At 45.4% G+C, this 14,129-nt stretch carries 10 protein-coding genes; 2 read left to right on the top strand and 8 right to left on the bottom strand.

Features of this window, described 5'->3' with window-relative positions; genetic code table 11:
- Positions 1 to 323 precede the first annotated feature (323 nt).
- Entirely contained in the window at positions 324 to 1,517 is a 1,194-nt protein-coding gene (locus P3X63_RS09675; protein ID WP_277692774.1) for a Ger(x)C family spore germination protein, read from the bottom strand.
- Between the two features lie 804 nt (positions 1,518 to 2,321).
- Here P3X63_RS09675 and P3X63_RS09670 point away from each other — a divergent pair.
- Positions 2,322 to 2,669 (top strand): BLB8/JUQZ-1 family protein, encoded by a 348-nt coding sequence (locus tag P3X63_RS09670; RefSeq protein WP_026587048.1) that lies wholly within the window; start codon positions 2,322 to 2,324, stop codon positions 2,667 to 2,669.
- 706 nt (positions 2,670 to 3,375) lie between these two features.
- Entirely contained in the window at positions 3,376 to 3,732 is a 357-nt protein-coding gene (locus tag P3X63_RS09665) for an Ig-like domain-containing protein (RefSeq protein WP_026587047.1), read from the top strand.
- A 548-nt stretch (positions 3,733 to 4,280) separates the two neighbouring features.
- Here P3X63_RS09665 and mutL read toward each other — a convergent pair.
- From mutL to tdh, 7 genes are all read right to left on the bottom strand, one after another.
- On the bottom strand, positions 4,281 to 6,167 hold the full coding sequence (mutL, locus tag P3X63_RS09660; RefSeq protein ID WP_277692773.1) for a DNA mismatch repair endonuclease MutL: 1,887 nt from the start codon (positions 6,165 to 6,167) through the stop codon (positions 4,281 to 4,283).
- Positions 6,168 to 6,182: 15 nt separating this feature from the next.
- Positions 6,183 to 8,792: a DNA mismatch repair protein MutS gene (gene mutS / locus P3X63_RS09655; protein ID WP_277692772.1), complete on the bottom strand. Its 2,610-nt coding sequence runs from the start codon at positions 8,790 to 8,792 to the stop codon at positions 6,183 to 6,185.
- Positions 8,793 to 8,902: 110 nt separating this feature from the next.
- On the bottom strand, positions 8,903 to 9,448 hold the full coding sequence (gene cotE, locus P3X63_RS09650) for an outer spore coat protein CotE (RefSeq protein ID WP_026587044.1): 546 nt from the start codon (positions 9,446 to 9,448) through the stop codon (positions 8,903 to 8,905).
- Between the two features lie 314 nt (positions 9,449 to 9,762).
- A complete protein-coding gene (ricA, locus tag P3X63_RS09645) occupies positions 9,763 to 10,194 on the bottom strand; it encodes a regulatory iron-sulfur-containing complex subunit RicA (RefSeq protein WP_026587043.1) in 432 nt (143 codons plus the stop codon).
- A 1-nt stretch (position 10,195) separates the two neighbouring features.
- Complete coding sequence (miaB, locus tag P3X63_RS09640; RefSeq protein WP_026587042.1) at positions 10,196 to 11,725, bottom strand: tRNA (N6-isopentenyl adenosine(37)-C2)-methylthiotransferase MiaB; 1,530 nt, start codon at positions 11,723 to 11,725, stop codon at positions 10,196 to 10,198.
- Positions 11,726 to 11,861: 136 nt separating this feature from the next.
- A complete protein-coding gene (locus P3X63_RS09635; protein WP_026587041.1) occupies positions 11,862 to 13,037 on the bottom strand; it encodes a glycine C-acetyltransferase in 1,176 nt (391 codons plus the stop codon).
- Between the two features lie 15 nt (positions 13,038 to 13,052).
- Complete coding sequence (gene tdh / locus P3X63_RS09630; protein WP_277692912.1) at positions 13,053 to 14,081, bottom strand: L-threonine 3-dehydrogenase; 1,029 nt, start codon at positions 14,079 to 14,081, stop codon at positions 13,053 to 13,055.
- Between the last annotated feature and the right edge of the window lie 48 nt (positions 14,082 to 14,129).

The following is a 14,129-nucleotide window of genomic DNA, read 5'->3' as shown; positions in this document are numbered from 1 at the left end:
AGTATTACTTAGTACCAAGGACAATTTTTACTGAATAGCTATTGAGAAATTACGCTATTCAGTATTGCTTATTACGTGTACATTGTAACACCGAGTAGCAGGGGTGTCAACTCCTTTTGTGGCCGCTGTTCCACTGTTCATGGCAAGTCCTAAAATCAGCGGGGTGAGCACCAGGGCATCATTCGTACCGTCTCCCGCCATGGCGACAAGCTCTTTCCTTCTTTTTGTCGTGTTTAATAACGTTAATTTTATTCTCCGGTTTGACCGATAAAATTTGCCACCACAAAAATTGTCTTCTACATTTAAAAGTTTTAAACTACAGATTACCTATTTAAAGTCCCGTGTTTTTTAACCGTTACATTAACATGATATGCAATTGGAATCTCCGTAAATACTTGATCCCAATTGTTCTTCAGCTTATTCCACAGAAGAGGATATTCGATTCTCACTTCATTACCAAAGCCGGCAAGATCGGCTTTGTATTCCTTCTGCATTTTTTCTGTGATCTTCTTCACCAAATGCTTCACTGTTTGGGCTGTACTTCCCTCAACTCTCTCTATAAATTTTTGATCAATTTGTTTTGTGAAATAATTCCAATTTTCGGCAAGGTGGCCTTCTGACTGAATATATACTTGAAATGACAGGCGGCCTCTTTTGACGATTGGTTCGATCTCGGTTTTTATATTGTCTACCGAAAACGTGATCAGCTTTTTTGTTTTTGGATCATGGCTTTTGACAGCACCGCCTATCCCCTCCCCCTTAATCCACATCATCCCGTCTAAATCTTCTTCATCCAAAAAACCAAGCAGCTTGTTTGTTTTTCCATTGACCGCTACGGCTCCCGCGTATTTGACTTCACCCTTAGCACCGATGACGTTTTGCAGTAAAAAACTGGTTCCTGCATTCATTTTCCCCATCAGTTTGGCAAGTGTGACAGGAGGCAGAATTTTTTTCGCCTTAAAGTCGTTTTGAACGATTTTACGCAAGCGAAACGCCGGCATTTCACCGGTTTCTTTTAGTTCTAAGGTATCTCTCGCTCTACCTCTTGTAATAAGGACAACCGTGCTCGGTCTTATTTCATTATCCCTGAGAGGTTGATCCAGCAGTTCCTTTAGTGAATATGTACGAAGGAGATCTGCGGCGATGACGATTACCTTTAAGTGGGGGTTGAATATTGTTCTGTCTAACCTCAACGCCACTTCAGAATTGATTTGTTGAAGGGAATCTCCCGTTTCAAAAATGTTGACGTACGGTTTTTGGTTTGTGCTTGCCCCTGCGGACTTCGCCCCTGCTTGCTGCTGGCTTACATATTGGTAGGTTACGGTCATCCGTTCTTTTTTCGGATATTCCCCACCCATTTTGTTAAACTTTTTTTCAAGGGCTGTCTCTTGGCCTTTATCTAGTCCCATAGCAAACGTAAGCCCGTACTCTTCAATCTCATGGCTGCTCCAGCACCCGGTTAAAAAGAAGAGCATAAAAGAGGATAGAAAGCAGACCTTTTTAGTCATTTGTTTCATATTTTTTACCTCATAAAGTGTTTCTCGGTGAGATCCTTATTGTTCCCCAAAAATTTCAACAAATGCTTATAATTTGCGAATATTGGAGATATTTTAAGACACATTTAATCACTGATCTTTATTCTTCTGCCACAACTCACGCCTTACGATTTTGGAGCGATTATTTTTTTGCTTATTTAGCGTTTGGGCTAATTAAAATTAATGGAATAGGAGAGGAATCGTTGGCATGATTGATTTTGAATTCTCACGGTTATAGGTTTATGCAACGTATATACACTCGGCTTGTTCCATAAAAAAGCGCGAAACTGGGAATGTTTCACGCTTTGAAGATTCATTTATGATGAACTTACCTATCCCCGTCTACATCACCCGTTTAAAAAAGGCCCGGCAAAACTCCAGGAGGACGCAAAGATTTAAAGAGCCATGTCAAAATGACTTCATGTGCAAACGGGATCTCACCGCTTGCGTTCCCCCGTGACTATCGCGCGCAATCCTGCACAAACTCCAGCCGCTCCTCCTGAAAAGCTGACGACCTTCATCATCATTCGATACACACTTGATAAGGGAAAGGTGCGTCTCCTCTTCTGGCCAATAAAAAAGCGGCCACTAATCAGCTGCACAACATCCGTGTGCAAAAGATCAGTGTCCGCAGGCTCTCCGTCTTGGACTTATTGTTTTTTTCTGTAGCTCTTCTCAGAACCTCCTTTTTGTTCACAAACAATTAACATTTATTTACAAGGAAAATAATTACTTATATTGAATTGTTATAATGTACTACCAAAAATCTTAAAGGAGTGCTTTAAAATGAAATTGAAAAAAAGTGTTGTTTCTGCATTGTCGATTTCTGCTTTAGCATTGTCATTAACTAGTGTTGCCTCAGCCGAAGAAATCAACTCTTCACCAGCTGAAGTACAAAAAAGTCCTATTAATCCATCACAAATTATCAATGTCCAAGCTAAAACTATACCATTAAGAGTAGGAGAAACTGTTAATATCGCTGTACCAGGAGCTACCCGTTATTGGACAGACAATATAAATGTTGCAGATGTTGATCAAGCTGGAAATGTCACTGGAATATCACGTGGAACAGCAAAAATCACAATGTATAAGGGACTCAATGTACTTGGAGCCGTTACGGTTAAAGTTTATTAAATTTTTGAGGGAGCAAAAGCTCCCTTTTTATTTGAATAAACAGTAATTGATTTTATTGACTTCATATTATTCCCTCTCATCCAGAAGCGAAGAAGCTCCCCCCTTTTTAAAATCCCTTCCGTAATCCGAATCTTTACAGAATTAAGGCTTCTGATCTACGTTTTCTTTTTAGAAACCTTATAACAGAACACCTGAACGGTATAGGTTCCGATCCCTAACTTCCTTCCTACTGAAGGCACACAAAAATTTTTAATAGGGGTGGAAGATTTAAAATAACTCGGCACTCTCCACTATTTAATCCGGTGTTTCGTCCATTTATAAGTATAGGTTTTGTAATGAAGCTTCGAACTACCTTTATCCCTTCAAGACAACTGATTAAGTCCTTGAATTGTAAGTGTTGGTATCCATTTAAACTTGCGCATTGATAGCTTGCTAACGAAACCATATGATCCCGATCTTCCGCGTTGATATAAGTTCTTCTCTTCCAACAATAACCCATGACATAAATAAAAGGTGAGACACATAGAATATTAAGTACCCCGGGAACAAGCTTTTTTCATCCCTCATTCCCCTTCTCGGCTCCCACTGCCTAACTAATATTTTCAAGAATACAACGTTCATAAATATTTAACATATTTTTACAAGGTTTTTTATTACAAAAACCGAATCTAATTAGTGTATTAAATCTAAACAAGGAGTGTTTAAAATGAAATTGAAAAAAAGTGTTGTTTCTGCATTATCGATCTCTGCTTTAACATTGTCATTAACTGGCGTTGCCTCAGCCAAAGAAATCAACTCTTCACCAACTGAAGTAAAAAACAGTCCTATTTCTTCATTACAAAATAACAATGTCCAATTTAAAAGCACTGTATATATAAAATCGGGAGAAACTATTAATATCGCTGTACCAGGAGCTACTCGTTATTGGACAAATAAACAAAGTGTTGCATATGTTGATCAATACGGAAATGTCAGAGGTATATCACGTGGACAAGCAGTAATCACAATATATAAGGGACTCAATGTACTTGGAGCCGTTACAGTTTATGTTGATCTTTATTGAGGGAGTAAAAGCTCCCTTGAAAATTCGCTTTGATAATCCTTCATTTCCAGCAGTAAGTAGCGGGCATCTTCCCTGCGGGAAGTGCCCCTTTTTAAATCCCTTCCGTAATCCGAACCTTTTTAGAATCAAAGCTTCCCCCAACTTTTTCTTTTTAGAATCCTTATAACAGAACACCCGTACGAAATAGGTTCAGCTCCCTAACTTTTTTCTTATCGACGGCACGCTAAATGTGGAAAATTTAAACACTTTATTACACTCTACTATTTAAACCGGTGGTTGGCCATTTATAAATATGGGGCTATTTAATAAAACTTCGAGCTGCCTGCCTCTTTAATTTTCCATACAACTGATGCAGTGCTTATAAGTATTGGTATCCGTATAAACTGGCGCAGTACATCCATTGATAGCCTGCTAACAAGACCCCGGCCTTCCCCGTTGATTAAAAACTCTTGTAAAACGTTATTTCAACAATAATTCATGACATAAATAAAAAAAGGTGAGACACACAGTGCCTCACACTTAATAACGTAATACTCGAAACTTATTCCCTACATCACCCGCTTAAACATCTTCTCCATCTCATACGTCGAATAATGAATGATAATCGGGCGGCCGTGCGGGCATGTGAATGGATCTTCGGTCCGGCGCAGTTCGTCGAGCAAAGCGGTGATTTCGTCGTCGCGCAGGTGGTGGTTGGCTTTGATCGATCCCTTGCAGCTCATCATGATCGCGGCTTCTTCGCGCAGTTTTTTGATGTCGATGTTTCGGTCGTCAAGGACCTGCTGGATGATGTCTTCGATGATCATCGCTTCCTCGCCTTTTGGAAACCATGTCGGATGGCTCCGGACGATATAGCTGCCTGCACCGAACGACTCGAGAAAAACGCCGACTTTGGCCAAGTCTTCCAAGTGATCGTCAATGATCATCGCTTCATTTCTTGAATAATGGAAGGTCAGCGGAACAAGCATGTCCTGCACTTCCGGTTCGATTTCACCGACTTTTTCGCGGAAGTACTCATATTTAATCCGCTCCTGTGCGGCGTGCTGATCAATGATATACAGCCCGTTCTCATTTTGGGCGAGAATGTAGGTGCCGTGCATCTGGCCGATCGGATACATGATCGGCACCCTTTCTTTTGGCGCCGGCGTCTCTTCTTTCCGCTCTGGTATGTGTTCCGGAGGCGCTTCAAATGACTCATCCGGCAAGTCTTCCACAACCGGCGGTTCGGGAGGCGTTTCCTGCTGCGGGAAGCTGTCCTCTTCCTCAGGCGGCAGAGGCGCTTCCTTTACGAGCGAACTTAATTTCATCGCTGAAAAAGATGGCGAGGCTGCCGGTGCTGTTTCAGGCACGGCCTTCGGCTCAGGCGGACTGTCGAAATTCAAGATTTGCTGCTCCGGCTTTACGGGCGGTGGCGCTGTTTTTTTCGGAATTTCCGCGCTTGGGATGAGCTGCTGCTGTTTGAAGACGTCTTTGATCGCATCGCGGATCAGCTCGTGGAGCTCGGTCTCTTTGCTCAGTCTCACCTCAAGTTTGGACGGATGCACATTCACATCGACGAGCAGCGGATCCATGTTGATTTCCAGAAATGTGATCGGATGCCGGCCGATCGGAAGCAGCGTATGGTAGCCCTCATGAATGGCTTTGACAAGGGGGAAATTTTTAATGTATCTGCCGTTGACGACAGATGACATGTAATTTCGCGATGCCCTGGTCACTTCCGGGAGGGCGATATAGCCCTTCACTTCAAAGTCAAGGGAACTGGCGTGAAGCGGAAGCATTTTTCTCGCAACCGCCGTTCCGTAAATCGCCGCCAGCACATGGCGGACATCCCCATTTCCGTTTGTTTGCAACAAGGTTTTCCCTTGATGGCGCAGCCTGATCGAGACTTCCGGATGCGCGAGGGCGATTCTGTTGACAACATCGGTAATATTGCCGAGCTCGGTATGAATCGTCTTCATATATTTCAGCCTTGCCGGCGTATTGAAAAACAAATTTGAAACCGTAATTTCCGTTCCTCTCCGGCTCGACGATTTCTGCTCGGAAATGATTCTTCCTCCTTGAAGCGTCAGCTGGGTTCCCGCTTCCTCGCCCGTGCTCGTTTTGATCGTTAAATGTGAGACGGACGCGATACTTGGCAAAGCTTCTCCGCGAAAGCCGAGCGTCCTGACGCGGAACAGGTCGTTTTCGTCTTTGATTTTGCTTGTCGCATGGCGCAGAAAAGCCGTTTTACAGTCTTCGGCATCCATCCCTTCGCCATCGTCAAGCACTTTAATGGAAGAAAGTCCGGCCTCTTCAACATCGACTTCAATGACTGAGCTGTTTGCATCGATCGCATTTTCGACAAGCTCTTTTACGACCGACGCCGGTCTTTCCACTACTTCGCCCGCCGCGATCTTGTTTGATAAATCATCGGGGAGCTGGACGATTTTTGCCAAGTTTGGTCACCTCTCTTATTTTAATTTTTTTTGCAGCAGGTACAGTTCGTTCATGACTTCCAAAGGCGTCATATCCAACAGGTTGATGGCTTTCAATTCCTCTAACACGCCCTGTTCCTTCTTGGAGAGCTTCGCCTGTTTGTCCTTTGGCTTTTCCGTTTCAAAGAAAGACAGCTGGGCGGGCTCTTCGGCCGGTGTCGTCTGAATCTGAGCGGCCGGCTCTTTCACAGCCTCGGGAACGGTTGAAACAGCCGGTTCTGTGGAGCCTGCTTCAAGCTCTTGTAAAATCGTTTTGGCCCGGCTGATTAAATCATCCGGAAGCTCGGCAAGCTGGGCGACATGAATCCCGTAGCTTTTGTCTGCCGCCCCTTCTTTTATCTGATGAAGGAACACGACTTTCCCCTCGTATTCTTCAGCGCGGACATGGACGTTTTTCAAGTCGCTGAGCTTGTCCTCAAGCGCTGTCAGCTCATGATAGTGGGTGGAAAACAGCGTTTTTGCGCCGATATGGTCATGAACGTATTCGATGATCGCCTGAGCAAGCGCCATTCCGTCATATGTGGATGTGCCGCGGCCGATCTCATCAAAGAGAATCAGGCTGTTTTTCGTAGCGTGGACGATCGCGTTTTTCGCTTCAAGCATTTCCACCATGAAGGTGCTTTGGCCGGAGATCAAATCATCCGCGGCGCCGATTCTCGTGAAAATTTGATCAAAGATCGGCAGTACCGCTTTTTTGGCCGGAACGAAGCAGCCGATTTGCGCCAGAATCGAAATCAGCGCCATCTGTCTCATATAGGTGCTTTTACCAGACATATTCGGCCCTGTAATCAACAGCATTTGTCTGCCGCTGCCCATTTCACAGCTGTTCGGTACATAAGACTGGCTGTCCATCACTTTTTCGACGACCGGATGGCGTCCGTCTTCAACCTCAACGGTGTCTTTTGAAAACTCAGGCTTAATGTAATGGCGGTTTTCGCTGATTGTCGCAAAGCATTGCAACACATCAAGCTCACTCATCATTTTCGCCAGCTGCTGAAGGCGGGGAATATAAGCTTTTACCTGATCGCGGAGCTCGGAAAACAGCTCGTATTCAAGCTCTGATATATTGTTTTCCGCTTCTAGAATCAACGCTTCTTTTTCTTTCAGCTCCGGCGTGATATAGCGTTCCGCATTGGTTAATGTCTGCTTACGTTCATAGCGGCCTTCTTCAAGCAGATGGATGTTTGCTTTCGTCACTTCAATATAATAGCCGAACACTTTGTTGAAGCCGACTTTTAAAGAGCGGATGCCCGTGTATTCCCGCTCCTGCTGCTCAAGCCTTGCAATCCAGTCTTTGCCGTTCTTGCTCGCATCCCTGTATTCATCCAGTTTCGCGTTGTACCCGTCTTTGATTAAATTCCCTTCCTTTAACGAAAGAGGGGGATTTTCATAGAGTGCATCTTCCAGAAGCTCGAGCAAATCGCCGCACGGGTCGATTCGTTCAGCACGCTCTTTTGCTTTTGGATGCTGAAGGGAAGCGACAAGCTCTTTAATCGCCGGCACTTGTTTCAGCGATTCCTTCAGCTGGATCAAGTCCCTTGCGTTGACATTTCCGTAGGCGACGCGGCCGGCAAGCCGCTCCAGGTCGTACACTTCCTTGAGGCGCTCGCGCAAATCCTCCCGTTCAAATAAATGGTTCATGAGCGTTTCCACGATTTCCTGTCGCTCTATGATCTGCCCCTTCCTGATCAGCGGTCTGTCAATCCATTGTTTTAAGAGGCGTCCGCCCATGGCCGTTTTCGTTTCATCCAAGAGCCAGAGAAGCGATCCTTTTTTATGTTTTGAACGGATCGTTTCTGTCAGTTCAAGGTTGCGCTTGGAGTACAGATCGATTTTCATCGCTTCTTCCAATTCATAAGACTGTACAGGCTGGAGATGGTCAAGGCTTCTTTTCTGGGTTCGTTGTAAATAGGTGTAGAGCCTTAAAAACGTGCCGGCAAGCTCCTGGGACGGCAGATCTTTCACAATGTCCGGCATCTCTCCAGCCAGTTCGTCTTCGAAGGAAATCGTGGCGCCGCAGCGCTCTTTTAAAATCGTGATTTCCTTCTCGCTGAGATTGCGGCTGACGACGATTTCACGCGCGCCGACGGAGTAGATTTCTGAAACGACATCATCAAACCGCTCGATCGCCGTCACTAAGTTTTCTCCTGTCGTCAAGTCTGAAAAAGCGAGGCCATATGTATGCTGAAAGTCGCTGACAGAGGCGATAAAGTTGTTTTCATTTTCATGAATGCCCTTTCCGTCCATGACAGTGCCGGGCGTGATCAGCTGAACGACTTCCCTTTTGACGACACCTTTAGCTGATTTGGGATCTTCCACTTGTTCACAGATCGCCACTTTATAGCCTTTTTTGATCAGCTGCTCGATATAGGAAGAACACGAATGGTAGGGAACACCGCACATCGGGATGCGTTCGCTCGAGCCCCCGTCTCTGCTCGTTAACGTGATTTCCAGTTCCTGAGATGCTTTTTTGGCATCTTCGAAAAACATCTCATAAAAGTCTCCTAAACGAAAAAATAAAAAGGCATCCTGGTATTCTGCCTTAATCTTTAAATATTGCTGTAACATTGGCGTGTAGCCTGCCATATTATAATCCCTCACTATGTATTAACGTTTCTATGATCCACTACTCATTATACCACAAAGATTACCGGTGAAAAAAAAGAAACTAGGGCGATGCTTCCCTAGCTTCCTTTTTATTCTTCAGGATCTCCGACCAAAAATTCCGGATTAATATCTTCCAGCTCTTCGTCAAGCTCTTCTTCCCACGCTTCATCATCGCTTTCCGTCCAATCGGAATTGACCTCGACGACGACTTTCGTCTCGCCGACTACCTCTGATAAAAATTCCCTTTCCGCCTGAACCACCACTTTGTTTCCGTTTGGCGAAATGGTGACTTCGAGGCAGTTCGGCTGCTGAAGCACTTTCGCGATGACTTCGTGCTCATCATCCAAATAGTTTTTGTCGCGGTAGCGGAGCTTGATGACATCAACATAGGAAACGCGTTCAGTCACAACTTCGGTTTTTGTGTTGTCGGCATAGGAATACCATACATTGATGTCATATGTCCCTTCAATTTCAACCGTTTTGCCGATTTTTTCGGCGTCATACTTATGATTGATAATCCAACCGCCTAAAATACTGGTTGGCTTTTGCGAAGGGGAGATGGTGTGGGTGCACTGCGTGAATTTCCGGCCTTTCGCGACCACCGCTTTTGTAATAATTTCCCTGTATTCAGACATTCGGTCATGCCTCCTTGTTTTTCCTCGTATTATCTTATGCTGGGCATTCGTCTAATGTGCGTTCATGGAGAAATCAAAATAAAATTCCCATTTAATGAATCTGTTTAAGTGTATGCAGTTGAATAGATAAACTTGACTTAAATCATAAAAGAAAAAGACAGACCGAAAGCTGAATCTTTTAAATAAGCCGCCGCGGCGGGAATTTAGAGGCCCAGAACTTCCTTTAAAGCAGGCTTTACAGCTGTGATCCTGAAGTGATGTTGATTTGATTGCCAAAAACAAAAAAAACGGCGCCTCGGAAAGGCGCCGCCTGATTATAGTGAACAGCTCGGTGATGAATTTTTCACTTTTGAACCGGTTTCCCCTGTCAGCAGGTTTCCTCCGGTTGATGATATGATCTCATTTGTCACTTGGTTTGATATTGTATGGGCGACGAGCTGAAGAAGATCGTTGACTTCCATTTGAGAGTCCCTGAACTCTTGGATGATCGGAATTCCGTCGAGCTCTTCCTGGAGCGCGTCGATCTTTGCTTCCGTTTGCTTCAGCGCTTCGTGTTTTTCGTAGTGCTTAAAGTTGACGGCCTGCTTTTGCAGGGCTTTGATTTGATTGATGAGCCCCGAAATCTTGGCATTTTCATTAATCTGCGCTTCCGCCTTTTTGAAGAATTCGACTTCTTCGGTTTCGGCAATCATTTTTGCAAGCTCGCGCGCTTTGGCGACAATATCTTTTTTCGTGTACAGCGTCATCCTATTTCACCTCGATTGCTTCTCCTACCATTTCTCCGTCAAGCGACCATGTTTTCGCCTGATGGATTTTCACGTTGACAAGCTGGCCGATCGCTTCCTTTGGCCCTTTGAAGTTGACAAGCTTGTTTTTCCGTGTATAGCCGGCAAGAATTTCAGGGTTGTTTTTACTTTCACCCTCTACTAATACTTCGACAACCTGACCCTCGTATTCCTTCATTTTCTTGGCGGAAATTTCGTTGACAACATCATTCAGGCGCTGAAGACGTTCTTTTTTCACCCTCATCGGGACGTTGTCTTTCATTTTCGCCGCAGGTGTTCCTTCACGAGGTGAATAAATGAAGGTATAGGCGCTGTCAAACTCGACTTCTCTGTATAAAGAGAGCGTTTCTTCAAACTGTTCGTCCGTTTCATTCGGGAAGCCGACGATAATATCCGTTGTAAGAGAAGCGTTTGGCATCGCTTTTTTAATTTTAGCGACAAGCTCAAGATAGCGTTCCCGATCGTATTTTCTCGCCATCAGCTTCAATACTTGAGAGCTTCCGGACTGAACAGGCAGATGGATATGGTCCAAAAGGTTACCGCCTTTTGCAAGCACTTCGATCAAGTGATCGTCAAAGTCGCGAGGATGGCTTGTAGTGAAGCGGATTCTCGGGATATCGATTTTGTGAAGTTCATCCATCAAATGGCCGAGCCCGTATTCCATGTCCTCAAAATCTTTGCCATAGGCATTGACGTTCTGTCCGAGGAGCGTGATTTCTTTGTAGCCTTCAGCCGCAAGCCTTCTCACTTCCTGAATGATATCCTCCGGACGCCTGCTTCGCTCTTTTCCCCTTGTGTAAGGGACGATGCAGTATGTGCAGAACTTGTCGCAGCCGTACATGATGTTGACCCACGCTTTAATTTTGCCGTGGCGGACTTTCGGAAGGTTTTCAATAACATCTCCTTCTTTAGACCACACTTCAATGACCATTTCTTTTGACAGATAGGCTTCTGACAAGAGCTCCGGAAGGCGGTGGATATTGTGTGTCCCAAAAATCAAATCGACAAACGGATGTTTCTTCAAAATCCGGTTGACGACTGATTCTTCCTGTGACATACAGCCGCAGACGCCGAGAATCAGGTCGGGATTATCCTTTTTTAACGCCTTTAAGTGGCCGATTTCGCCGAACACTTTGTTTTCCGCGTTTTCCCGGATCGCGCATGTGTTGAGCAGGATGACGTTGGCGTCTTCCGTCGAGTCGGTCGGTTCATAGCCGAGCGCCATGAAAATCCCCGCCATGACTTCGGTATCATGTTCATTCATCTGGCAGCCGTATGTGCGGATGTAAAACTTCCGTCCTTCTCCCATGCCTCTGTACTGCTCTGAAATTTTAAAATCGTTATGGTATTTCACGGATTCTTTACCGCGTTTTTTTGCATCTTTTAATGAAGGCGGAACATAAACAGCTTCAAAATACTTGCTGTAATCCTTCTCGGATTTTTTGTCCGATGGATTAACCTGTCCGCTTTCTGTTCGCTGTTTCTCATTCATGTTTTATTCTCCTTTCAAACAAAGCTCCACACTTCAGTATAAAGGTTCTCGGCTGTCAGCACAACCGAGAACCCATTATTGTACACTAAATGAAAATGATTATCAATGGAAATTTACTTTGTTTTAAGGAAGAATATTAAATCAGCCCCGATTTTCGGGCGCCGGTTTCGATGATGTCAAGCGCTTTGTCAAGCTCTTCTTTCGTGTGCTGCGCGGTCATGATCGTTCTGATTCGCGCTTTGCCCTTTGGAACGGTCGGAAAAACGATCGCCTGCGCAAAAACACCCAGCTCAAACAGCGTGTTGGAAAACCGGCACGTTTCGGCTTCATCCCCGATTAAAATCGGTGTGATCGGCGTCTCACTCTTGATCAGCGGGAGACCGATATTTTCGAGGCCTTGTTTGAAATACGCCGTATTATCCCACAGCTTTTTGATCAATGAAGGCTCTTCCATCAGCACATTGACCGCTTCAATACAAGCTGCGGTAACAGCCGGCGGATGAGACGTGCTGAACAAAAACGGACGGCCTTTATGTTTTAAATAGTCGATCAGCACTTTTGAGCCGGCGGCATATCCTCCTAACACACCGATCGCTTTGCTGAGGGTGCCGACTTGAATATGGACTTTTCCGTCGAGGCCGAAATGATGTACCGTGCCGCGTCCGTTTTCACCGAGAACACCGGAAGCATGCGCATCATCGACCATGACAAAGGCATCATACTGTTCGGCAAGCTTTACAATCTCAGGAAGCGGAGCGATGTCTCCGTCCATCGAAAAGACGCCGTCTGTGACGATCAGCCGTGTTCTGTAATTCATCGATTTTTTCAAAATCTTTTCCAAGTCTTCCATATTCGCATGTTCATAGACTTTTTTGCCGGCCTTGGTGAGCCTGATGCCGTCTATGATTGAAGCGTGGTTTAATTCATCTGAAATCACGATGTCGTCTTTTGTGAGAATACTGGAAAGAATGCCCTGATTTGCTGTGAAACCGGACTGAAACACGAGAGCCGCTTCCGTGTTCTTAAATGCTGCAAGCTTTTTCTCAAGCTCGTCATGCATGGTGAACGTTCCGGCGATGGTCCGGACTGAGCCGGTTCCTGCGCCATATTGCTTCACGGCGTCTTCAGCCGCCTTTTGCATCCGCGGATGTGATGTCAATCCTAAATAATTATTGGAAGAAAGCTGTATGATATCTCTTCCTTTCATTCTGACAGTTGACCCTTGAAGCGATTCGATGACCGGCAGCTCTTGAAATGTGCCGTTTTTCTTCATTGCTTCAAGCTCTGAAGCTAAAAAGTGAAACTCTTTCATATCAATCTCTCCTTTCTATGGTTTCAGCACAACTTTGCCGCATTGCCCTTTCCTCATCAGCTCAAAACCTGTTTCATAGTCTTCAAGTGAAAAATGATGGGTAATGACAGGTTTAATCCGGATTGCACCGGCATTCAGCAGCTCGCTTGTCTGCCTCCATGTTTCAAACATCTTACGCCCGGTGATTCCCTGGACTGTCAGGCCCTTAAAGACGATGTCATTTGTCATATCAATGCAGACGGGGTGCTCCGGCAAGCTTAAGATATGAACCTTCCCGCCGTTTGCCGCCATCTTTAGGCTTTGGCGGATGGCTGTCGGATGGCCCGACATCTCACAAACTAAATCAACGCCCTCCCGATTTGTTAAAGCGCTTACATTTTTGAGCGGGTCTTCTTTTTCAATGGAGATGGTTTCCGTTGCGCCCATTTGCACAGCCAAGTCGAGCCTGTACTCGTTTTTATCGATCGCGATCACCTGTGAGGCCCCGGCTGCTTTCGCCACCGCCACAGCCATTAATCCGATCGGACCGCAGCCGACAATCGCCGTCTTATCCCCTGCTGTTATCCCTGAGAGAACGGTATGCAGGGCGTTGCCGAGCGGCTCTTGAATCGAAGCGAGGTCCTCGGGCATACCGGACGGATTTTTCCAGATGTTTTCCGCCGGCACCTTCACATACTCGGCGAAACACCCTTCTGTATCCACGCCGAGGATTTGCGTATTTCGGCAGACGTGTTTTTTTCCGGTCAGACAAGGAATGCATTTCCCGCAGACGATATGCGTTTCCGCTGAGACGTACTCCCCCTCCTTGACTGATGTGACATTCTCCCCGACCTGAACGACCTCTCCGGAAAATTCGTGACCAAACACATAGGGCGGTTTTATTCTGTTTTTCGCCCATTCATCCCAATTATAAATATGAACATCGGTTCCGCAAATCGATGCAGCTTTCACTTTGATGAGCACTTCATGTTGATCGATTTGCGGAATCGGAACGAGCTCAAGGACAGCGCCGGGTTCCCCGGGATTCTTGATAAGCGCTTTCATTTTTCCGTTCAAGACGAACAGCCCCCTTTCGCGAAAAATCGCTTTACA

Source organism: Bacillus sp. HSf4 (assembly GCF_029537375.1).
GTDB lineage: Bacteria > Bacillota > Bacilli > Bacillales > Bacillaceae > Bacillus > Bacillus sonorensis_A.
Note: the sequence above shows the minus strand (reverse complement) of the source record. Positions and strands in the feature narration are given on the sequence as shown.